The organism is Xanthomonas sp. WHRI 1810A (assembly GCF_040202885.1).
In the GTDB taxonomy this organism is placed as follows: Bacteria; Pseudomonadota; Gammaproteobacteria; order Pseudomonadales; family Pseudomonadaceae; genus Aquipseudomonas.
Genome location: NZ_JBEGED010000013.1, coordinates 180,984 through 202,414 on the forward strand (window position 1 = coordinate 180,984; position 21,431 = coordinate 202,414).

Genomic DNA, 21,431 nt, shown 5'->3' on the forward strand with positions numbered 1-21,431 from the left:
CGAAACCTTTGATCATCAGTACCGCCAGCTGACCGACGCAGTGAAGTTACGTGGATCGCCGTAGTTACTTTGATCGAAGCGCATGCTTTGCAGATACTTCTCGTTGGTCAGGTTGTTGAGGTTGAGCTGGGTGCTCCAGTGCTCGTCGATGTCGTAGCGGGTCATCAGGCCGATCAAGGCGTAAGCGTCTTGTTTGGCGGCAGTGGTGGTGTCGTTCCGGGTTTTGCTTTGCCAGCTGAGGCTGCCCCCGACCTTGACCTTCGGCGCCGTTGGCAGGCGGTAGGTCATGGATGACGTCAGCAGGTGGCGCGGGATGAATTGGCGTGCGCGGTTATCGTCGTCATCGGTGATGTAGACGTAGGTGTAGCCGCCGTTGACTTGCAGCCCCGGAAGCACTTCGCCGGAAGCTTCCAGCTCGACGCCGCTGCTGTCGTAGGACATGGCGTCGTAGACGTACCCGCCTAGCGTGGGGTCGTACGTCGAGTTGCCGGCGACGTTGTCTTGCTTGGCGTGGAACACGGCAGCGCTGACGTTGAGCTTTTTGTCCATCAACTGGCCCTTGATGCCAGCCTCGTAACTTTTTCCCTCCAGCGGATCAAGCACCCGGCCCTGGGTATCGAGGTAGTACTGCGGGTTGAAAACCTCTGTGTAGCTGGCGTAAACCGAATATTCCGGCGTCAGGTCATAGACGAGGCCGGCGTAGGGCGTGACCTTGCCGTGGATACGAACTTCCCGGGCGGCGCCGTAGTTTTCTCCGTCGCTGTCGGCGCTGAGCATGCGCGCGCCGGTGATCAGGTGCAGGTCATCGGTCAGGCTGAAGCGCGCGCCGGCATACAGACTCTTCTGCCGGTCGGTGTAGCTGGACGTGGCGTCGGGCAGCGCCGGGTTATAGGTCGGGCGCGGCAGGTAGCCGTGCAGTGCGTCGTCCAGGCTGACCGGGGAGTAATTGAGCGTGTCGCCGTACTGCGAGGACTCACGGTTGCGCTGGCGTGCCGCGTTGGCGCCGACGGTCAATTCGTGCTCGCGGCCGCCCAGGGTGAACGGGCCACTCAAGGAAAAATCGCCACTGAGCTCGTGGTTCTTGTCTTTGTATTTCGAGCCAAGGCCGCTGTAGCCGGTGGCCGAACTGGCGTCGCCGTACATGTAGAACATTTCGGTGTCTTCGCGGTGCTCGGCGGCGGACACCGTCAGGCGGGACTTCCAGTCATTGGCAAACGTGTGTTCCCACTCGGCAAAGGCGCGCTGGGTATGGACGTCCCAGTGCACCCATGGCTGGGCAATGTTGGCGTGGGTGCTGCTGTAATGAAGGGTCTGGCCGTTGCTGTCCACCAATGGCAACGCGCCCCAACTGGCGCCGTTGGAATTGGTTTTCTGGTCTTCGTAGCCGACGGTCAGCACGTCACTGTCGCTCAGGTCGAAGGCCAGGAGGCCACTGAAGATATTCTTCTCGCGTGAATAGCGATCCAGGTACGAGTTGCCGTTTTCATTGGCGTAGATCACCCGTCCGCGCACGTTGCCCGACTCGGTGAGCGGGCCGGAGACGTCGATGTCCACGCGGCGTTTGTCCCAGGAACCGGCGGTCAGGTCGATCTTCGCCTGAGGCTCGTAGGTCGGACGCTTGCGCACGAAGTTGACCGTCGCCGAAGGGTTGCCGGCACCGGACATGAGGCCGTTGGCGCCGTGCAGGATGTCGACCTGCTCGTAAGGCGCCAGGTCAATATCTCCCACCAACAGGCCGTTGGTCAGTGGCATGGCCGTGCCGTCGTACTGGAAGTTGGTGATGTCGAAACCGCGTGCAGTGAAGTAGGTGCGGTCGGTTTCGGCTTTTTGGACGTTGACGCCAGGCGTGCTGGTCAAGACGTCGCGGATGCTGTTGAGCTTGAAGTCGTCGATCTGCTCACGCTTGATGTTGGTCACGCCTTGCGGGGTCTCTTGCGCGGTCAGGTTAAGGCGGGTGGTGGTGCTGCTCGGCTTGCCCTGATAGCCCTCGGTGCTGTCCGCATCACTGCTGACAGCGGCGGCGTTGATGTCAGTGATGGGCAAATTCAGGGTGGTGTCGTCAGCGTGGGCGCTGGTGAAAATGCCGAGTGCAATGAGGGAAAAAACGTAGGGTGGTGCAGGAAAAAAAATGCGCATGACGTGCCAATACTCCGGACGTGAGGGGGCAATTGAGGACCGGTCGCGAGTATGGATAATGCGTAGATGAGAATCAATGTCGGATGTTTCTAGTTCTCGTGTAGGAAAGTCGCCCACTCGCTTACAGAAAAGGCCCAGTTTCCGGCGTAGCGCTCCGGTTTTGTGCCGCTGGACAGTCGTCGGCGGCTGCTGTAAAAAATCAGCGTTGTTGTTCATTTCGTTACAACTCATTTCTTCGCCGCTTCCTGCGGCATGCGCCACTTCAATTGAATGTGCTAGCGGTAGCTTCGCCCGGACGTTGTATGCCGGCGTGAACTCGTGATGTCGCCTGGTTCGTTGTTGCTCTTCGAATGGCTTGTCAATCACCAGCTCACCCACACGGAAGATCCGATCATGGGGAACGTCCATAACCCTGCACTCAAGTACCGTCCCGAAGTCGACGGGCTGCGCGCCGTCGCGGTCATCCCTGTCATCCTTTTCCATTCCGGGTTGCACGTGTTTTCCGGCGGATTTGTCGGCGTGGACGTGTTCTTCGTGATTTCCGGTTACCTGATCACCTCGATCATCCTGGCGGAAATGCTGGCCGGGAAGTTTTCGCTGGTCACGTTCTACGAGCGCCGGGCCCGACGCATTCTGCCGTCGTTGTTCGTCATGATGCTGATCTGCCTGCCGGCGGCGTGGCTGATCCTCGACCCCCCGGATTTCAAATATTTCGCCAAAAGCCTGGTGGCCGTGCCGATCTTTTCGTCGAACCTGCTGTTCTGGCTCGAAAGCGGTTATTTCGATGCGTCCGCCGAACTCAAGCCGTTGTTGCACACCTGGACGCTGGCGGTGGAGGAACAGTATTACGTGCTGTTCCCGCTGTTGCTGATGCTGACCTGGAAGTGGGGTCGCCGCTGGATGGTGGCGTTGCTGGCGCTGGGCGCCGTTGCGAGCCTGACGATGGCGCAGATCGGCGTTGAGCAGGGTTCCAGCACCAGTTTTTACCTGTTGCACGCCCGGGCCTGGGAATTGCTGGTGGGGTCGTTTATCGCGTTTTACTTCTCCTGGCGTCCCCGGGCGGAAAGCGCTGGCGGGCCGCTGCACCAAAGCGCCACGTTGCTGGGGCTGGCACTGATTGTCTACGCGGTCTTTGCCTTCGACAGCTCCACCGAATTCCCGGGGCTCAATGCACTGGTTCCGACCCTGGGCGCCGCGCTGATCATCCTGTTCGCTACCCCGCAGACCTGGGTTGGACGCGTGCTGAGCAGCCGCGGCTTCGTGTTTATCGGGCTGATCAGCTACAGCGCTTACCTCTGGCATCAGCCGGTGTTCGCTTTTGCGCGGCAGAGCACGTTGAAGGCGCCGTCAGTGGCGGTGATGTTGCCGCTGGCGGCCTTTTCCCTGCTGCTGGCCTACTTGAGCTGGCGCTTTGTGGAACAGGCGTTTCGGCAGAAAGCCACATTCAGCCGCAACCGGATCTTTGCCCTGAGCGCCGTGGGGTCGGTGTTGTTCATCGCCTTCGGTCTGGCCGGCTATCTGAACAATGGCTTCAACCAGCGCTTCAATATCGACCGGGCTCTGGACGGCGAATTTGCTGAAACCGATATCCGCAGCCACTGCGCCCGCAATGACGACGGCAAAGGCGGGGGCATTGATTTCTGTCTGTTCGGCATGGCCGATGCGCAGGCGACACCTGACCTGGCGGTGTTTGGCGACAGCCATTCCGAGGCACTGCTGCCGGCGTTCGATGCGGCCGCCAAAGCGCGCGGCGAAACCATCGTGCACATCGGGCTGGGGGGTTGTCTGCCGCTGCTGGGGCTTGATGTCGCCAATGGCAATTACGCCCCTGGCGTCTGCACGCGCCTGGCGGATCGGGAGTTCGAATACGCCAAAACCCATGGCCTCAAGCGCCTGGTGTTGATCTCGCGTTGGACGCTCTATACCGACGGCGATTACGACCAGAGCGAACTGCGCGGGTACTTTCTGGTGTCCGCGAACAGTCGCATCAAGTCACGTAAAGCCTCGCGTCAGTTGTTCGCCGAGGCGCTGGACCGAACCATCGATGCCTACCGCAGCATCGGTACCCAGGTGTACGTCGTCGCGCAGGTCCCGCAGCAAACCATCAACCCCAAGAATCTGTACTACCGCCTGGCGCGGCGGGGCACCGAGCCTGAGCAGCAGAAATTGCAGCTGGTCTCTGACGTCTCGGTGCCGATGGCCAAACATGACGCGCTGCAGCGTTACTCCCGCGAGCTGTTCCAGCGTCAGAGCGCGCTGAACCGGATCAAGCTGGTGACACTGGACGACGTGTTCTGCAAGGACCAGACCTGCCTGATCGGCGACGACAATTCCTGGTATCAGGACTTCAACCACCTCAACGCCAACGGCGCCAGGCTCATCGTCGGTCAGATCGACGCCAGCATTTTTCAGTAGCCGCGTGGGGTGTAAAGCCCGTCACGCTTGAGCGTGCACATCATAGATGCCCTATCAAACAGGCCCCCGGACTTGCCTGAGTCCGGGGGTTTTTTTTGGCCGCGCGGTGGCAACTCGGGTTCGCGGGCGAGCTGATCTGTATCCTTCAGACTGATTCAGCGCTGCTAGCTGACGGCGCTGAGGGCTCCAACCATGCGTGTTTCCACCTCGTCACGAGTCGCCGCCCAGGCGGGGACGGTGTCTAGCAGGCGCTGTTGCCAGGCGAGCAGGTTCGGGAACTCTCCGAGCGGTGCGCCCGTGCGTGCGTACTGGGAAAAAGGTGCCGCGATGTCAATGTCTGCGAGGGTCAGCGCCTCGCCGACGATGAATGTCCGAGTGGCGAGATGGGCGTCCATAACCTGTGCCGCGTTACGAATATGGGCCTTTGCCAGCTGAACCACCGCGGCGTTCTCCGGTTTGCCTGTGAACGCCGCGCCCGCCCACTCATTGAAAAGCAGCGTGGAGAATATGCGCCATTGCTCTCCAGACCAGAACATCCACTGCAGGACTTCCCACTTTTCTGACTGGGTCCGTCCAGGCAGATCAGAATTAGCTTTCTCGGCCAGGTAAAGGTTAATCGCTGAAGCTTCCCAGATGAGGGTCTCGCCGTCCTGCAGCACAGGCGTCAGCCCGTGTGGATTGAGCTTCAGAAACGCGGGGGTATGACTTTCACCCTTGAACAGGTCGACATTTACGCGTTCGACCTCTACGCCCATGATCGCTGCAGCGGCAATGACCCGACGAAGGCTTCCCGAGCCCGGATCGCCGTAGATTTTGATGGACATGGTCTTCCTCACACATTGATGTTGGTTTTAAAACAGGCTGCCAGTGGTTCGATAACGGGGTAACGAGACCACGGTAAACTCTTTCTCCAGGCAAAATTATCCCGCCCATGTGCAGAACACTTATTTGGAGAACGAATGACTGATCGATGGCTTGAGGTCGAAGTTTTTACCCGTGTGGCGGAGTCAGGGAGCTTCTCCCGTGCGGCGCAGGAGCTAGGCCTGTCACAGCCATCGACCTCGCGTCTCGTGACAGGCCTGGAAAACCGGTTGGGCGTGAAGCTCTTGCTGCGCACCACCCGAAACGTGGCACTCACCGAAGCTGGCGCTGCGTTCCTGGAGCGGGCTCGCCAGGCGACTGCCGACCTGGGGGACGCTGAAGACGCGGCGCGTGGCATCGATTCGCTGCGGGGCACTCTTCGGCTTGCGGTTCCGATCATGTTCGGCAGCCGCGCGGTGATTCCCGCCTTGCCCGGCTTTCTCGAGCGTTACCCGGCGCTGCGCGTCGAAATCACCATGCGCGACGAACGGCAGAACCTGGTGGCAGCGGGCGTCGACATGGCCATCCGGATGGGAACGCTTGAGGACTCCACCTTCGGCGCTCGGCAAATTGCTTGCGTGCCGCGAATGTTAGTGGCGTCGCCAGCGTACCTTGCCAAGAGGGGCGTGCCACACGTGCCTGAAGAGCTGGCATTTCACGATGCAATCCTGCACGAACAAGGCTTCCCGGAAAAAAGCACAGTGAAACTGTTCAAGGCCGGCACGGAGCAGGTTGTGACGTTGCGTGGAAGCCTCAGGATCGATGCCGCGCCAGGCATCCTGGCGGCTGCAGCGGCAGGGCTTGGCATCGCCAATGTGACAACGGTCATGGCAGCACAAGAACTGCAGGATGGCAGCCTTGTTCAGTTGCTGCCCGACTACGCGCTCGAGCCTCTCAAGGCGTTTGCCGTATTTCCGTCGGGGCCCAAGCCTTCGGCGAAGGTACGGGCACTGGTCAGCCACCTCATTGACTTATTAGGGGACTAGCTTTGCGGCCTGACATTCACGCCTTATCGAGGCGCGCCGTACAGACCAGAAACCACGTCTATCGCCCTGTTAACTTTGTTCTATTAGCTCTCTGGGCGAGGGCGTCTAGTCTTCACTGGCCGAAAGTAATATTCAGGCCGATTCAAACCTGCTGAGGACAATAACGATCATGTCGACAGAATCGAAATGCCCCTTCAACCACGCCGCCGGTGGCGGAACGACCAACCGCGACTGGTGGCCGAACCAGATCAATCTCAAGATCCTGCACCAGCATTCTTCCTTGTCAGACCCCATGGGGGAGCAGTTCAACTACGCCGAGGCCTTCAAGAGCCTGGACCTGGACGCCGTCAAACAAGACCTGCGGGCCTTGATGACCGATTCGCAAGAGTGGTGGCCAGCGGACTTTGGCCACTATGGCCCGCTGTTCATTCGCATGGCCTGGCACAGCGCCGGCACCTACCGCACGGCAGACGGCCGGGGTGGCGCGGGCGCCGGGCAGCAGCGGTTTGCACCGCTCAACAGCTGGCCGGATAACGTCAGCCTGGACAAGGCGCGGCGTCTGATCTGGCCGATCAAGCAGAAATACGGCAGCAAGATTTCCTGGGCCGACCTCATCATCCTCACCGGTAACGTTGCGCTGGAAACCATGGGCTTCAAGACCTTCGGTTTCTCGGGCGGCCGTGCCGACGTGTGGGAGCCGGACGAAGCGGTCTACTGGGGTTCTGAAACCACCTGGCTCGGCGGTGAAGAGCGCTACGGTGCGCAGAAGGAAATGCAGCAGCCCGGCGAGGGCACGCTGGTGGCCGAGCCGGACATGCATGGCAGTGAAGAGAGCCGCACCGACGGCGAGCGTAACCTGGAAAACCCTCTTGGCGCCGTGCAGATGGGCCTGATCTACGTGAACCCGGAAGGCCCTGATGGCAATCCGGACCCTGTCGCCTCGGCCAAAGACATCCATGAAACCTTTACCCGCATGGCGATGAACGCTGAAGAGACTGTGGCTTTGATAGCTGGCGGCCACGCATTCGGCAAGACCCACGGTGCCGGCCCTGCCGACAACGTCGGCGCGGAACCGGAAGCTGCCGATATCGAGCAGCAAGGCCTGGGCTGGCGTAACAGCTTCGGCACCGGTAAAGGGCGCGACACCATCACCAGCGGCCTGGAAGTCACCTGGACCTCGACGCCGACCCAATGGAGCAACGAGTACCTGGAAAACCTCTTTGATTTCGAGTGGGAGCTGACCAAGAGCCCGGCCGGCGCGCACCAATGGACACCCAAAGACGGCGCAGGGGCCAATGCCGTCCCGGATGCCCATGACCCGTCGCGGCGTCACGCGCCGTCCATGCTGACGTCTGACCTGGCGTTGCGTTTCGACCCGGTCTTCGAGCCGATCGCCCGACGTTTCCGGGATAACCCTGACCAACTGACCGACGCATTCGCCCGCGCCTGGTTCAAGCTCACCCACCGCGACATGGGGCCGCTGGCCCGCTACCTCGGGCCGGAAATGCCCGCCGAAGAACTGCTGTGGCAAGACCCGATCCCCGAGGTCAACCATCCATTGGTGAGCGAATCCGATGTGCTGTCGCTCAAGGGCAAGATCCTCGCGTCCGGCCTAACGGTGTCGCAACTGGTCTCCACCGCCTGGGCCGCGGCCTCGACCTTCCGCGGTTCGGACAAGCGCGGCGGGGCCAACGGCGGGCGGATTCGCCTGGCACCACAAAAGTTCTGGCAGTCCAATCAGCCCCAACAGCTTGAAAGCGTGCTCAAGACCCTTGAAGGCATCCAGCAGGCGTTCAACGACACCCAGCCGGACGGCAAGCAGATTTCTATGGCGGACCTGATCGTCCTGGCCGGCAACGTCGGCGTTGAACAGGCTGCGAAAAATGCCGGTCATGACGTCAAGGTGCCGTTCTCGCCAGGGCGTATGGACGCCTCTCAGGAACAGACCGATGTCGAGTCTTTCAGTTTTCTGGAACCCCGGGCTGACGGCTTCCGCAACTACTTGAAGGGACACTACAAGGCCAAGCCCGAGGCACTGTTGATCGACAAGGCGCAACTGTTGACGCTCACGGCGCCGGAAATGACCGTGCTGCTGGGTGGTCTGCGCGTGCTGGACACCAACGTGGGGCAGAGCAAACACGGCGTGTTCACCGAGCGGCCGCAGGCACTGACCAACGACTTCTTCGTCAACCTGCTGGACATGGGCACGGAGTGGAAACCGGTGTCGGACGCCAGGGAAGCGTTCGAAGGACGGGATCGCAAAACCGGCGCCGTCAAATGGACCGGCACACGTGTGGATCTGGTGTTCGGCTCCCACGCTCAGCTTCGGGCGCTGGCCGAGGTGTATGCCAGCGAAGACGCACAGGAGAAGTTTGTCGGCGATTTCGTCAAGGCATGGACCAAGGTGATGAACCTTGATCGGTTTGATCTGAGGTAATAACCACAACCTGTAGGAGCCAACTTGTTGGCGAAGCGGCTGGTTCGGTCTATCCCGGCTGACGCTTCGCGAACAAGTTCGCTCCTACAGATTGCGGTGTTGAGCGGCTTGTTTTGAACGCTAGCGGCCGGCTGTTTTTTTCATTATGAGGTCAACAATCTCCTTTACCGTCCTGATGCTTCCAACCTCTTCGTTAGTTGTCTCGATCTTGAATTCCTCCTCGACGGCCATTACAAGCGTCGTACCGTCGATCGAATCAAGCCCCAAGTCGTTCACAAGGTTTGCCGCCTCCACGACCTTACTCACCCCAACGTTCAGGTTGTCAGCAATAATGTTTCTCACTTTCACCAACACATTCGCCCTGTCCATAACCCACCTCGTCCGTTTGTGAGGCTGTAATGATCAGCCTCGATACCCCGTGCGACAACTGTCAGAAATGACAGGTTTGGCCTGAAAAGCAGACGATTCCGACGAAATGTATCGATGGCACGGCACTCAGAAAGTCAGGTCACGCATAATCCGCGGACAGATCACCGATCTGTGATGGGCTTCACATTAAAGCTTTTGCCCAGCCGGCCGATTTGAAGCTTCTAAAGTGATTTTTTACTTTGCCTCAGGGAGCTACGGCATGCAGGCGTTAAAGGCGTTGTATGAATCGATTGAAAGGCACTTCTTCAACTCGCTGACCAGAAAGCTGTCGAGTCTCTTTCTGCTGGTGGTCGTCAGCGGGTTGCTCTATTGGGTGGCGCTGAGCATGCGTGCCGACATTCTCCTGCAGTTGCGCGCCGCGCAGTTGGACGCGGGCTTGCTGGCGCAGATCGAGGGCAAGTTGAATGGTCTAAGCAACGCCATTCTGGTCAGCACGCTGTTTACGCTGGGCATGGTCAGTTTCATGGTCTGGTATTTCCGCCATCTGATCGTGCGGCCTGTGACCTACATGACTCACGCGCTGGAAGAAATCGCCAATGGCGAGGGCGATCTGTCCAAGGACCTGCCGCTGCTGACCCACGATGAAATTCGCGTACTGGCCAGCACCTGTAACCGTTTCCTGGCCAAGCAGCGCGAGATCATCAGCAACGTTCAGGCCCTCACCGTGCACATCGCGGTCGAGTCCGCCCGCTCGTTGAAGAACATCAGCGATTCCAGTGACAGCGCCACGCATCAGGCGCGGTTCGCCAAGGAAGTGATGGAGCAGAGCAACACGGCGGTAGGCCGCATCGAAGAGGTCTCTCAGCAGACGCAAGGCATTTCCAGTACCACCGCGCAGAACCTGAGCATGGCCCGCGCTTCGTATTCCGAGTTGCTGGAAGTCACCGGCAACATCAGCGAAATCTCCCGCAGCCTCGGTGAATTCAGCACGTTGGTGTCGGCGCTCAACCAACGCTCATCGAGCATCAAATCCATCGTCGGGCTGATCCAGCAGATTTCTGCCCAGACCAACCTGCTGGCACTCAACGCGGCCATCGAGGCGGCGCGTGCCGGCGAAAGCGGCCGTGGTTTTGCGGTGGTGGCCGACGAAGTGCGCACCCTGGCGCAAAACGTCAGCCGCGCCACCGAAGACATCTCGCAGAACATCGACGCCATGCTGCTGGAAGTCAGCTCGACCCACGAGCAGACCACCCAGATCAGCCACAGCGCGCGGGAGACGCAGAAAGTCGTCGAGCGCGCCTCCGGCCATTTCGAAAGCATGATCGGCGACTTCGAATCCACCAACGGTAAGCTCGCGGACATTGCCGGCCACATTCAGCAGTTTGCCGACAGCAACACCGGCATCAACGAACGCGTGACGCGGATTCACGCCGACAGCCAGTCCATCGACCAACGCATGCAGCACTCCGCCACCGCCACCCGCGATCTGTCAGGCGTGGCGGAAAAAGTGCAGGCGCTGCTGGGCAAATTCGTCCTGGGCCACGGCCCGCTCGATGCGGCCATCACCCGTGCCAGCCGATGCCGGGATGTTTTACAGATCCGTCTCGCCGAGCTGCAAAAGCAAGGCGTCAATCTGTTCGATCAAAGCTACAAATTGATTCCCAACACCGATCCGAAGCAATACATGACCAGCTACACCGAGCGCTTCGCCCAGGTCTGCCAGGAAGCGTGCGACGCGCTCACCAAAGGCACGCAGGGCGGCAAGGTCTCGTTCATCGTCGACGCCAAGGGCTACTGCCCGGTCAACAACAGCTGGGTCTCGAAAAAGCCTACCGGCAATCGCGACATTGACCTGCCGGTGTGCCGAAACAAGCGCATGTTCTCCGACCCCATCGGCCTGCGCGCGGCGGGGAATAAGCAGCGCTTCCTGCTGCAGACCTACCTGCGCGACACCGGCGAAATCATGACCGAGATCGACGTGCCGTTCTTCTTTGACGGGCGGCATTGGGGCAATTTGCGGCTCGGTTTCGATGCGGCGGCGTTACTGGCGGAGTAAGACAGGCACGCGTGCGAACCGGCTTTCACGCGCGCCCGCTCACGGCTGTGGCGAACACCTCGCGCAGCCATGTGCAACCGCCGTCGCGGTGCACCCGCTCATGCCACACCATCACCATCTCGTACCCCGGCACTTCAACCGGGGCTTCGACAGCCTGTACATCACGTCTCCCGGAGACCAGCCGTGAAGGCAGCATTGCCACCAGATCGGTACTTGCGACGACCGACAGGGCGAACAGAAAGTGGGGCACGGACAACGCCACCCGGCGGCTGAGTCCGACCTCTGCCAGGGATTTGTCTGTCACGCCATAAAACCCGCCGCTGCCATCTTTGGAGACCAGTACGTGTTCGAGATCGCAGAAGTCTTGCACCGACATGCGCGGTTTCAGACGCGGATGGTTGATTCGTCCTACGAGCACGTAGCGTTCGGTGAACAGTGACTGGCGATGAAGACCGGCGGGTGCGTTGTCGGCGGTTTGCAGCACGACGTCGATGGCGCCTTGTTCGGCCTGCTTGAAGACGTGTGAAGGGCTGAGGTCGAGAATGGCCAGTCGGGTATGAGGCGCTTCGACACGCAGGCGTTGCAGCGCGGGCAGGATGATGGTGGATTCGCCGTAGTCCGCAGCGCCAACGCGCCACGTCGCCGTCGCCTGCAAAGGGTCGAAAGGCGCTGCCGGCGCAACCGCTCGCCCCAAACCCTCCAGCGCCAGACGCAATGGCTCGCGCAGTTCGTTGGCTCTGGCCGTGGGCTGCATGCCTCGCGGGCCGGGCAGCAACAGTGGATCACCGAAGACGTCGCGCAGTTTGGCCAGGTGCACGCTGACCGAAGGCTGGGAGAGATTGAGCCGCTCGGCGGCGCGGGTGACGTTGTGCTCGGACAGCAGGACGTCCAGCGTGACGAGCAGGTTGAGGTCCAGACGCCTGAGATTGTTCATTCCTATACCTGGGATGTTGGATATTCATTTCCAATATACCTGTCGCCGCCTCATTGTGCGTGCCTCACTTATCGGAGCTCACGCCATGAATGTCCTCATCGTTCACGCCCACCCTGAACCCAGATCGCTGAATGGGTCGCTCAAGGATTTCTCGGTCAATCGGCTGGAAGCCGCCGGGCATACCGTGCAGGTCTCGGACCTGTACGCGATGAACTGGAAGGCGATTGTCGATGCCGATGACAGCCAGGACCCACCTGTTGGCGACTATTTCAACGCGTCGCTGGACTCAAAGCATGCGTTCGCCAATGGCCGTCAGCGCGAAGACATCGCGGCGGAACAAGAGAAATTGCGCTGGGCCGATGCCGTGATCCTGCAGTTTCCGCTGTGGTGGTTTTCGATGCCGGCGATTCTCAAGGGGTGGGTCGAGCGGGTGTATGCCTATGGGTTTGCCTACGGCGTGGGCGAGCATTCCGACGCGCGCTGGGGCAACCGTTACGGCGAGGGTGCCATGGCCGGCAAACGCGCGATGCTGATGGTTACGATGGGCGGCTGGGATTCGCATTACGCGCCGCGCGGGATCAACGGGCCGATGGAGGATCTGCTGTTTCCGATCCAGCACGGCGTGCTGCATTACCCCGGTTTTGACGTGTTGCCGCCGTTTCTGGTGTATCGCACCAGTCGTGTGGATGAGGTCCGGTTTGCCGAGACCTGTGAGGCGCTGGGGCGACGGCTGGATGATCTGTTTACCACGCAGCCCATCGCGTATCGGCAACAGAACGGGGGTGACTACGAGATTCCGGCATTGACGCTGCGGCCGGAGATTGCGCCGGGGGAGGTGGGGTTCGGGGTGCATGTGAAGCCGTTGGCGACATGATGCAGGCGTTTGTCCGTGCGGGCCTCTTCGCGGACAGGTCCGCTCCCACAGGGTCAACAGCGACCGCAGACCGATCAGGCGTTTTCATTATCCGAGCGGATAAACGAATACCGATCGATGTCCGTCCGCAACTGCCAACCCTGTCCGCGCCAGTATTGCGCCGCTGCGGTGTTGGTCCTGATGACGTCCAGATGGCATTTGAGGATGCCTTCGCGTTCCAGGCCCGCGAGGCAGCGTTCGACCAGCGACGCCGCCAGCCCCTGCCGTCGGTGTTCGGGGAGCACAACCAGGTGCTGCAGATAGCCGCGTCGGCCGTCATGCCCGCACATCACGCACCCCACCAGCACGCCATCGGCTTCAGCGACAAAGCTCAGGCCGGGATTGCGTGCCAGGTAGCGGGCGGTGGATGCCCGCGAGTCCGCATCTCGCACCGTGACGCCGGGCGTGCGTTTCATCAGGTCGAGCACGGCGTCGTAATCGTCGAGGGTCATGGTGCGCAGGCTGAACATGTCAGTTCACCGTGATCGCGCAATCGAACGTGCGCTCAGGCGGGACTTCCGGCGCCCACGGTTGCTGATAGACCATGATCAGGTGCCCGTCGCCCGCGTTTGCGGCTTGATATCGCCAGACCGACTGACCCGCCGTGCCGACCGTGCCGACGTCTTCGGGGTTGTTGTAGACCTCAGGTCCCAGGCTGCGCAGGATCGAGGAGGCAGGGTTTTGCATCAACCAGCGGTGGCCGGTGGTGGGGTTGCTGGGGAGCGTGATCATCAACGTCTGGCCGGTCTTGAGTCGGATCGGGCAATCGCTTTGGTCATCGAGGGAAACGGTTTGTTTGGGTGCCTGGGCGCAGGCGGCCAACAGGGCGAAACTGACGGGGACGAGCAGGCGGGCAGGTTGCATGGAGGCTCCGGTCATGGGCAACGTGTGCCGAGCATAACTGAAGAAGATGCAAACCTGTTGGAGCGAGGCTTGCCCGCGAAGCTGGCGCTGGGGTTTGTCTGACACCCGAGTCGCTCTCTTCGCGGGCAAGCCTCGCTCCAACGCCTTCGGCAGAAGCATCCTGCGCCTGGTTCAACCTGTGAAGCCGCCTCGCCAACACGTTGGCTCCTACAGGTTGGTTTGGGCCCACTTGGTTAGAACAACACCTTCGCCACGTCCGCGAATTTCTTGGCGAAGTGCACGGTGATGCCTTCTTTCAGGTAGTCCGGCAGCTCTTCGAAGTTGCCACGGTTCGGCTCCGGCAAAATCAGTTCGAAGATCTTCTGGCGCCGCGCCGCGATGACTTTCTCGCGTACGCCGCCAATCGGCAGGACGTGCCCGGTCAGCGTCAGTTCGCCGGTCATGGCCACCCCTTTTTTCGGCGCCTGGTTGCGTGCCAGTGACAGCAACGCGCTGGCCATGGTCACGCCCGCGCTCGGACCGTCTTTCGGGGTCGCGCCTTCCGGTACGTGCAAGTGAACGAAGGCTTCGTCGAAGAACGACTTGTCGCCGCCAAACTTGGCCAGATTGGAACTGACGTAGCTGTAGGCGATTTCCGCCGATTCCTTCATCACGTCACCCAGTTGCCCGGTGAGCTTGAAGCCGCGATTGAGCGTGTGGATGCGCGTAGCTTCGATCGGCAACGTGGCGCCGCCCATGCTGGTCCACGCCAGGCCGGTGATGACACCGGTGCCCGACAACACTTGCTCGCTGCGGAACACCGGCATGCCCAGCGAGGCTTCCAGATCCTTGGGCCCGATCTTGACCACGGTGTCCGGGTTATCCAGCAGCTTGACCACCGCTTTGCGCACCAGCTTGCCCAGCTGTTTTTCCAGCTGCCGCACACCGGCTTCCCGGGCGTAGCCTTCGATCACTGCGCGCAATGCCGCGTCGTTGATGCTGAGTTTGTCCTTGGCCACACCGGCTTTTTTCAACTGCTTGGGCCACAGGTGGCGCTTGGCGATTGCCAGCTTTTCTTCGGTGATGTAGCCCGACAGGCGAATCACTTCCATCCGGTCCAGCAACGGGCCGGGGATTGAGTCCAGGGTGTTGGCGGTGCAGATGAACAGCACTTTGGACAGGTCCAGACGCAAATCCAGGTAGTGATCGAGGAATTCGACGTTCTGCTCCGGGTCCAGGGTTTCCAGCAGTGCCGACGCCGGGTCGCCCTGGAAGCTCTGACCCATCTTGTCGATCTCGTCGAGCATGATGACCGGGTTCATCACTTCCATGTCTTTGAGCGCCTGCACCAGCTTGCCCGGCTGGGCGCCAATGTAGGTGCGACGGTGGCCCTTGATCTCGGCCTCGTCGCGCATGCCGCCGACGCTGAAGCGATAGAATGGCCGACCGAGGGATTCAGCGATGGAGCGCCCGACGCTGGTTTTACCCACGCCGGGCGGGCCGACCAGCAGCACGATGGACCCGCTGATTTCGCCTTTGTAGGCGCCCACGGCCAGGAACTCCAGGATGCGGCTCTTGATGTCATCAAGGCCTGCGTGGTGCGCGTCCAGGGTTTTGCGCGCGTGTTTGAGGTCCAGCTTGTCCTCGCCGAACACGCCCCACGGTACGTAGGTCGCCCAGTCCAGGTAATTGCGGGTCACAGCGTATTCGGGCGAGCCGGTTTCCAGCACCGACAGCTTGTTGATCTCTTCGTCGATCCGCTTGCGCGCCTGGGCAGGCAGGGTCTTGCCCACCAAACGTTCTTCGAACTGCTCGATGTCGGCGCTGCGGTCGTCCTTGGTCAGCCCGAGCTCTTGCTGGATGACCTTCAACTGTTCCTTGAGGAAGAATTCGCGCTGATGCTCGCCGATCTTGCGATTGACCTCGGCGGAGATTTCTTTCTGCAGCCGCGCGACTTCGACTTCCTTGCGCAGCATCGGCAGGACTTTTTCCATACGCCTGAGCACCGGCACGCAATCGAGCACGGCCTGCAGGTCGACGCCCGTGGCGGAGGTCAGGGCGGCGGCGAAGTCGGTGAGCGGCGAGGGGTCGTTGGGGCTGAAGCGGTTGAGGTAATTCTTCAGCTCCTCGCTGTACAGCGGGTTGAGCGGCAGCAGCTCTTTGATCGCGTTGATCAGCGCCATGCCGTAGGCCTTGACCTCGTCGGTCGGCTCGTTGGGCTGGTGCGGGTATTCGACTTCCACCAGAAACGGCGGGCGGTGGTGCTTGAGCCAGTTCTTGATCCGCACGCGGCTCAGGCCTTGGGCCACGAACTGCAATTTGCCGTTTTCGCGGCTGGCGTGGTGCACCTTCACCAGCGTGCCGTATTCGGGCAGCGCCTTGGTGTCGAAGTGGCGCGGGTCGTCCGGCGGGGTGTCCATGAAGAACAGCGCCAGGGAGTGATGATCGGACTTGCTGACCAGCTCTAGCGTTTCGGCCCACGGCTCCTCATTGACGATGACCGGCAAGACCTGCGCCGGGAAGAAAGGGCGGTTGTGAATCGGGATGATGTAGACCTGATCCGGGAGGTTCTGGCCCGGCAGTGCAAGGCTTTTTCGGTCGGAGCCGAGGCTGACTTCGGGTTCGTCGTCGTAGTCGTCTGAGGAATTCTGTGAGTCTGCTTGCTGGTCGCTCATGGGGCACCTGCGCAAATGGAGATGAGCCTTAGATGGGGCAGTCGCCCTCAGGTTTCAATAGCTGCGGTCGATAGCATTGAAGATGGGGCGCAATAGATAACGTTGAGCCCCGCCTTTTGCCTTTCGTCGGCATGAATTTGCCGGATGGCGGTATGCCTTCCTTAATGAATGAGTGTCCGCTGCGTGACGGTTGATTCGGCCAAGCGTAAATCTGCCAGGGCCGACACCCTTTTTTATCGACCCCGCTGCTCTGGACTGCCTGTATGCCCCATGCTGTATCAACGTGCCTGGCTGCTGTCGTTGTAGTTGTACTGAGCAGTGTCGCGAGCGCCGCTACCCTGACGGCCGACTTCGTGGACATGCACGGTAAACCGTTGACCGATGCGGTACTGACCCTCAAGGGCCCGGTAGGCGCAACCGAACCCTCGCTGAACGCGGACATGGATCAGCGCAATCAGGAATTCGCGCCCCATGTGCTGGCGGTGCGCACTGGCACACAAATCAAGTTCCCCAACAGCGACAATATCCGCCACCAGGTGTATTCCTTTTCCACGCCCAAGCGCTTCGAACTGCGGCTATACGGCGGTACGCCCTCGGCGCCGGTGCTGTTCGACAAACCGGGGGTGGTGGTGCTGGGCTGCAACGTCCACGACTGGATGCTCGGCTATGTGTACGTCACCGACGATCCCTGGTTCGGGGTGAGCAATGCCCAAGGCTCGATAACCCTCGATCAACTGCCCGCCGGCCATTACGTGGCCACGCTGTGGCATCCAGAGGTGACCGATATGCAGCCGCTTCCCGGTGGCGAAATCGACATCCCGGCCGCGGGCCTGCACCAGCGGTTCAACGTGGCGGTCGCGCCCAAGGCCACCGCCACGGCGTCGCCGCCCTCCAGCGCATTTGGCGATGCCTTCAACAAGGCGGCACACGATGAAGCTGCGCACTAGTTTTCAGGCGCGTATCGCCGCTGTCCTGATCCTGTTGCTGCTGATCGTGGTGGTGGCGGTGCTGCTGGCCGTCAAGGCCGCGACCAAGGACGCCGTGCAATCCCAGGCGCAGGCTCAGCTGGAAGTGGGCACGCGGGTGTTCGAAGGCTTGCTGGAGATGCGCGGCAAAAGATTGCGTGACGCGGTGCAGCTGCTGTCCACCGATTTCGGTTTCCGCGACGCGGTGGCGTCTGCCGATTCAGCGACCATTCGTTCGGTGCTGCAAAACCACGGCGCGCGAATCAGCGCCGATGACATGTTTCTGCTGGGCATGGATGGCACCGTCCTGGCCAGCACCGTGACGCAGATACCCGAGGGCTCGCCGTTTCCCTACACCCAAGCGCTGCGCGATCTGAAGGCGCGCAATCAATCGATGCTGATCGTGCCGCTGCAAGGCAAGCCGCACCTGTTGGTGGAAAGCACGGTGCTGGCGCCGCTGCCCATCGGGCGTGTGGTGATGGGTTTTGCCATGGACGACGCCCTGGCGCAGGAACTGCGTTCATTGAGTGGTCTGGAGGTGTCGTTCCTCTCGGTGGTCAAGCAGGTGCCGGGGCAAATGGTCAGCACCCAGCCGGCGTCATTGTTTGACAGCCTGCGCGCGGTGATGGTTGGCCCGCTCCCGGGCCGGACCCTGATGACCGAGCACAAGAATCAGCGTTTTCTCAGCAAGACGCTGATCCTGGACGCCGACACCGACCAGACCGACGAACAGGTCATCGCGCTGCTGCAAAGCCCGCTGGACCAGGCGATGCTGGCGTTCGCGCCGCTGGACAAGAAAATTGTCTGGATCACGCTCATCGCGCTGGCCGGTTCGTTGATCGGCACCTTGCTCTTGGCGCGCAGTGTGTCGCTGCCGGTCCGCGCCCTGGCCAAAGCGGCCGAACGGATCGGACGCGGCGATTACAGCACCCCGGTAATGATGGAGCGCAGCGACGAGCTGGGCCTGCTGGCCGGCGCGATCAATTCGATGCAGAGCGGGATCGCGGTGCGCGAACAGCAGTTGGCCCACAGCGCGCTGCATGACGCCCTCACCGGGCTGCCCAACCGGGCGCTGGCGATGGAGCGCCTGGGCAGCGCGATTGCCGCCCAGCGTCCGGTGGCCTTGCTGTACCTGAGCGTCGATAACATTCATTCGATCAACGAAACCATCGGCGCCGAGAGCGTCGATCAATTGCTGCAGGCCATTGCCCAGCTCTTGCAACAGCCGCTGGGGGCGGGGGACACCGCTGCGCGTCTAAGCCCCAACGAATTCCTGCTGCTGATCCACCACGCCGAAGCCGACAGCGCCGTGGCCGTGGCTGACCGGTTGCAGCGCTTGCTGGCCGATCTGCAGCGCATCGGCGAGCACGACATTTCCCTCGATTGCGCCATCGGTATCGCTGCCTACCCGCTCAATGGCGATGCGGCGCCGGATTTGCTCAAGCGCGCGGCGATTGCCCGGCAGGACGCGTCGAGCCTGCCGGGGCGGTTGCAGGTCTACAAAGACGGTCGCGATCTGGCCTATCAACGCCAGATCAGCCTGATTCGCGACCTGCGCCACGCTGCCCGCAACGGCGAACTGACCTTGCATTACCAACCCAAACTCGACATCCGCCAGGGCCGCGTGCGCGAGGCCGAAGCCTTGCTGCGCTGGCAGCACCCGCGTTTTGGCAGCGTGTCGCCGGCGGAATTCATCGTTTTGGCCGAGCGCACCGGCAGCATCCAGATCCTCACCCACTGGGTGATCGAGGAGGCCATGCGGCAACTGGCAGAGTGGCGGGTTCGCGGGCTGTACGTGCAGTTGTCGGTGAACATTTCGGCAGATGATCTGCTCAGTGGCGACCTCGCCGGGCGTGTGTCGGCGCTGCTCAAGTCTTACCGCGTACCTGCCGAACAGCTGATTTTCGAAATCACCGAAAGCGCGGTGATGAAAGAGCCCGAGCACGCGCTGAAAGTGCTCAATCGCCTGCGCGATTGCGGCATCAGTCTGTCGGTGGATGACTTTGGCACCGGGTATTCCTCGCTGGCGCACTTGAAGCGCTTGCCGGTGCAGGAGCTCAAGATCGACCAGTCCTTCGTGCGGGATCTGGACGAAACCAGCGAAGACGCGGTCATCGTGCGTTCGACCATCGAGATGAGCCACAACCTGGGGCTCAAAGTCGTGGCCGAAGGCGTTGAATACGCCCACAGCCTGCGCCTGTTGGAGCGCTGGCATTGCGACACGGCGCAGGGTTATCTCATCAGCCGGCCACTGACTGCCGATGCATTCGAGGCGTGGATGCTCAAGGCCCACCAGTCGCCCGGCGCGATGCTTCATTGATTGATTCGAAGATTGAAGAACGGACATGACACGTATTCTTTCGGCAGGTTTTAGCCCGTTGGTGTTGAGCATGGTCGGCTGTTGTCTTGCGTCGTTGGCATCACCGGCCTCTGCGGAACAAGGCCGTCTGATTGCCACCGGTGGGGCCAGCAGCATTGAGGGCGGCGCGGGCGGCGGGATCATTCCGTGGGCGGTGCTGGCCGGTTATGGCGAGCAAGGGGAGTGGGGCGCCAACGCGTTCGCGACCCACGTGGATTTGCCGGACTACACACTGGATGTCGCCGGGATGGCGGCGTCCTACGGTAATCGTGTGGAGCTTTCCTACGCCCATCAGCGATTTGACCTGGGCTCTCTGGTGAACAAGCTGAGCCTGCCGGACGACAACCTCACGCAGGATATTTTCGGGGTCAAGGTGCGGCTGTTTGGCGACCTGATCTACGACATACTGCCGCAGGTGTCGCTGGGGATCGAATACAAGCACCAGAATGACTTTGCCATTCCTAAGCTGATTGGCGCCCAGCGCGATGCGGACGTCGAAGGCTACCTGACCGCCAGCCGCTTGTTCATGGGCGCTGCGTTTGGCTACAACGTGGTAGTCAACGGCGGCCTGCGCTACAGCCGTGCCAACGAAACCGGCTTGCTGGGTTTTGGCGGCGACCGACGCGATAAACGCAGCGTGCTCAAGGAAGGCGGCGTGGCGTTGCTGTTCAACCCGCACTGGGCAGTGGGCGTGGATTACCGGGAGAAGCCCGATAACCTGTCGTTCGCCGGCGAGAATGATTGGGTGGACATGTTTGTCGGCTATTTCCCCAACAAGCACGTTTCGTTTGTACTGGCCTACGCGCGGCTGGGTGAAATCGCCCCGCTGGATGACCAGAACGGTACGTATCTGTCGATTCAGGGGAGCTTCTGAGCATGCGGACCCTGCGCTGGATGATGATGGCTGCGATGGTGGGGCTGGCGGCGTGCGCGCAGCAGCCGCCCAAGGATGACAGCCTGTATTACGCGCTGGGGGAGCGGCCGGGAATTCAAAAGATCGTCGAAGGCATGCTGCTGCACGTCGCCCGCGACCCGCGCATCGTCGAGTACTTCCGCAAGGTCGACATCGTGCGGGTGCGCGACAAACTGGTAGAGAGATTCTGTGTCGAAGCCGGTGGGCCCTGCACCTACACCGGTGACACCCTGGCTGAAGCGCACAAAGGCATGAACCTCAGCCGCAGCGATTTCAATGCGCTGGTGGAGAACCTCATCGACGCCATGGACGAGCAGCACATCCCGGTCCCCACCCAAAACCGCCTCATCGCCCGACTGGCGCCCCAGCGTGGGGAAGTGATCGAGAAGTGATGCCCGCTGCTTGAGCGCGTGCAAGGTCATCGCGAGGATTAACTGTAGGAGATTCCCCGTCGTCCAGACGCCGCGCTGTCGCGCAGCAAACTGGGAGGTTTACGGTGCTTTTGATTCTGGCCGCAGGCCGTGGGAGCTGGCTTGTCCTGCGATCTGCCGGGAACCGGCAGTGAAACC

The 21,431-nt window shown here is 61.2% G+C and carries 16 protein-coding genes; 9 read left to right on the forward strand and 7 right to left on the reverse strand.

Annotated elements, in window-relative coordinates; genetic code table 11:
- Nucleotides 1-15 precede the first annotated feature (15 nt).
- The gene (locus tag ABQX22_RS19460; protein ID WP_349801479.1) at nt 16-2,136 is read right to left on the reverse strand and encodes a TonB-dependent siderophore receptor; all 2,121 of its coding nucleotides are present in this window, start codon (nt 2,134-2,136) and stop codon (nt 16-18) included.
- A 393-nt stretch (nt 2,137-2,529) separates the two neighbouring features.
- On the opposite strand from ABQX22_RS19460, the gene ABQX22_RS19465 reads away from it, so the two are divergent.
- Nucleotides 2,530-4,551 (forward strand): acyltransferase family protein, encoded by a 2,022-nt coding sequence (locus ABQX22_RS19465; protein ID WP_349801480.1) that lies wholly within the window; start codon nt 2,530-2,532, stop codon nt 4,549-4,551.
- A 164-nt stretch (nt 4,552-4,715) separates the two neighbouring features.
- Here ABQX22_RS19465 and ABQX22_RS19470 read toward each other — a convergent pair whose 3' ends face one another.
- Nucleotides 4,716-5,375 carry a glutathione S-transferase family protein gene (locus tag ABQX22_RS19470; protein ID WP_349801481.1) on the reverse strand — a complete coding sequence of 220 codons (660 nt, stop codon included), beginning with the start codon at nt 5,373-5,375 and terminating at the stop codon, nt 4,716-4,718.
- A 135-nt stretch (nt 5,376-5,510) separates the two neighbouring features.
- On the opposite strand from ABQX22_RS19470, the gene ABQX22_RS19475 reads away from it, so the two are divergent.
- Together ABQX22_RS19475 and katG are read left to right on the forward strand one after the other, a co-directional pair.
- Nucleotides 5,511-6,398: a LysR family transcriptional regulator gene (locus ABQX22_RS19475; protein ID WP_349801482.1), complete on the forward strand. Its 888-nt coding sequence runs from the start codon at nt 5,511-5,513 to the stop codon at nt 6,396-6,398.
- A 169-nt stretch (nt 6,399-6,567) separates the two neighbouring features.
- The gene (gene katG, locus ABQX22_RS19480; RefSeq protein ID WP_349801483.1) at nt 6,568-8,835 is read left to right on the forward strand and encodes a catalase/peroxidase HPI; all 2,268 of its coding nucleotides are present in this window, start codon (nt 6,568-6,570) and stop codon (nt 8,833-8,835) included.
- A gap of 120 nt (nt 8,836-8,955) precedes the next feature.
- Here the strand turns inward: katG and ABQX22_RS19485 are convergent, their stop codons facing one another.
- Nucleotides 8,956-9,204, reverse strand: a complete 249-nt coding sequence (locus ABQX22_RS19485; RefSeq protein ID WP_349801484.1) for an acyl carrier protein — start codon at nt 9,202-9,204, stop codon at nt 8,956-8,958.
- Between the two features lie 259 nt (nt 9,205-9,463).
- Here ABQX22_RS19485 and ABQX22_RS19490 point away from each other — a divergent pair, with 259 nt between their 5' ends.
- On the forward strand, nt 9,464-11,260 hold the full coding sequence (locus ABQX22_RS19490; protein WP_349801485.1) for a methyl-accepting chemotaxis protein: 1,797 nt from the start codon (nt 9,464-9,466) through the stop codon (nt 11,258-11,260).
- Between the two features lie 25 nt (nt 11,261-11,285).
- Here the strand turns inward: ABQX22_RS19490 and ABQX22_RS19495 are convergent, their stop codons facing one another.
- Entirely contained in the window at nt 11,286-12,194 is a 909-nt protein-coding gene (locus tag ABQX22_RS19495) for a LysR family transcriptional regulator (protein ID WP_349801486.1), read from the reverse strand.
- 85 nt (nt 12,195-12,279) lie between these two features.
- On the opposite strand from ABQX22_RS19495, the gene ABQX22_RS19500 reads away from it, so the two are divergent.
- Complete coding sequence (locus ABQX22_RS19500) at nt 12,280-13,068, forward strand: NAD(P)H-dependent oxidoreductase (RefSeq protein WP_349801487.1); 789 nt, start codon at nt 12,280-12,282, stop codon at nt 13,066-13,068.
- A gap of 74 nt (nt 13,069-13,142) precedes the next feature.
- On the opposite strand, the gene ABQX22_RS19505 is transcribed toward ABQX22_RS19500, so the two are convergent.
- From ABQX22_RS19505 to lon, 3 genes are all read right to left on the reverse strand, one after another.
- Complete coding sequence (locus ABQX22_RS19505; protein ID WP_349801488.1) at nt 13,143-13,577, reverse strand: GNAT family N-acetyltransferase; 435 nt, start codon at nt 13,575-13,577, stop codon at nt 13,143-13,145.
- 1 nt (nt 13,578) lies between these two features.
- A complete protein-coding gene (locus ABQX22_RS19510; RefSeq protein ID WP_349801489.1) occupies nt 13,579-13,971 on the reverse strand; it encodes a protease inhibitor I42 family protein in 393 nt (130 codons plus the stop codon).
- 233 nt (nt 13,972-14,204) lie between these two features.
- The gene (gene lon / locus ABQX22_RS19515) at nt 14,205-16,625 is read right to left on the reverse strand and encodes an endopeptidase La (protein ID WP_349801490.1); all 2,421 of its coding nucleotides are present in this window, start codon (nt 16,623-16,625) and stop codon (nt 14,205-14,207) included.
- A gap of 263 nt (nt 16,626-16,888) precedes the next feature.
- Here lon and ABQX22_RS19520 point away from each other — a divergent pair, with 263 nt between their 5' ends.
- Genes ABQX22_RS19520 through ABQX22_RS19535 form a run of 4 tightly spaced genes read left to right on the forward strand, consistent with a single transcriptional unit; the run spans nt 16,889 to nt 21,254 of the window.
- Entirely contained in the window at nt 16,889-17,572 is a 684-nt protein-coding gene (locus ABQX22_RS19520) for a methylamine utilization protein (protein ID WP_349801491.1), read from the forward strand.
- Nucleotides 17,556-19,910 carry a bifunctional diguanylate cyclase/phosphodiesterase gene (locus ABQX22_RS19525; RefSeq protein ID WP_349801492.1) on the forward strand — a complete coding sequence of 785 codons (2,355 nt, stop codon included), beginning with the start codon at nt 17,556-17,558 and terminating at the stop codon, nt 19,908-19,910. The genes ABQX22_RS19520 and ABQX22_RS19525 overlap by 17 nt, the downstream gene beginning before the upstream one ends.
- Before the next feature lie 25 nt (nt 19,911-19,935).
- Nucleotides 19,936-20,823: a DUF3034 family protein gene (locus ABQX22_RS19530; protein WP_349801493.1), complete on the forward strand. Its 888-nt coding sequence runs from the start codon at nt 19,936-19,938 to the stop codon at nt 20,821-20,823.
- Between the two features lie 2 nt (nt 20,824-20,825).
- Complete coding sequence (locus tag ABQX22_RS19535) at nt 20,826-21,254, forward strand: group I truncated hemoglobin (RefSeq protein ID WP_349801494.1); 429 nt, start codon at nt 20,826-20,828, stop codon at nt 21,252-21,254.
- Nucleotides 21,255-21,431 lie beyond the last annotated feature (177 nt).

Coding starts and splice junctions, on each gene's coding strand:
- ABQX22_RS19460 (WP_349801479.1), bottom strand. CDS start 2,136: ATGCGCATTTTTTTTCCTGCACCACCCTACGTTTTTTCCCTCATTGCA.
- ABQX22_RS19465 (WP_349801480.1), top strand. CDS start 2,530: ATGGGGAACGTCCATAACCCTGCACTCAAGTACCGTCCCGAAGTCGAC.
- lon (WP_349801490.1), bottom strand. CDS start 16,625: ATGAGCGACCAGCAAGCAGACTCACAGAATTCCTCAGACGACTACGAC.
- ABQX22_RS19510 (WP_349801489.1), bottom strand. CDS start 13,971: ATGCAACCTGCCCGCCTGCTCGTCCCCGTCAGTTTCGCCCTGTTGGCC.
- ABQX22_RS19535 (WP_349801494.1), top strand. CDS start 20,826: ATGCGGACCCTGCGCTGGATGATGATGGCTGCGATGGTGGGGCTGGCG.
- ABQX22_RS19495 (WP_349801486.1), bottom strand. CDS start 12,194: ATGAACAATCTCAGGCGTCTGGACCTCAACCTGCTCGTCACGCTGGAC.
- katG (WP_349801483.1), top strand. CDS start 6,568: ATGTCGACAGAATCGAAATGCCCCTTCAACCACGCCGCCGGTGGCGGA.
- ABQX22_RS19520 (WP_349801491.1), top strand. CDS start 16,889: ATGCCCCATGCTGTATCAACGTGCCTGGCTGCTGTCGTTGTAGTTGTA.
- ABQX22_RS19485 (WP_349801484.1), bottom strand. CDS start 9,204: ATGGACAGGGCGAATGTGTTGGTGAAAGTGAGAAACATTATTGCTGAC.
- ABQX22_RS19505 (WP_349801488.1), bottom strand. CDS start 13,577: ATGTTCAGCCTGCGCACCATGACCCTCGACGATTACGACGCCGTGCTC.
- ABQX22_RS19530 (WP_349801493.1), top strand. CDS start 19,936: ATGACACGTATTCTTTCGGCAGGTTTTAGCCCGTTGGTGTTGAGCATG.
- ABQX22_RS19475 (WP_349801482.1), top strand. CDS start 5,511: ATGACTGATCGATGGCTTGAGGTCGAAGTTTTTACCCGTGTGGCGGAG.
- ABQX22_RS19490 (WP_349801485.1), top strand. CDS start 9,464: ATGCAGGCGTTAAAGGCGTTGTATGAATCGATTGAAAGGCACTTCTTC.
- ABQX22_RS19500 (WP_349801487.1), top strand. CDS start 12,280: ATGAATGTCCTCATCGTTCACGCCCACCCTGAACCCAGATCGCTGAAT.
- ABQX22_RS19470 (WP_349801481.1), bottom strand. CDS start 5,375: ATGTCCATCAAAATCTACGGCGATCCGGGCTCGGGAAGCCTTCGTCGG.
- ABQX22_RS19525 (WP_349801492.1), top strand. CDS start 17,556: ATGAAGCTGCGCACTAGTTTTCAGGCGCGTATCGCCGCTGTCCTGATC.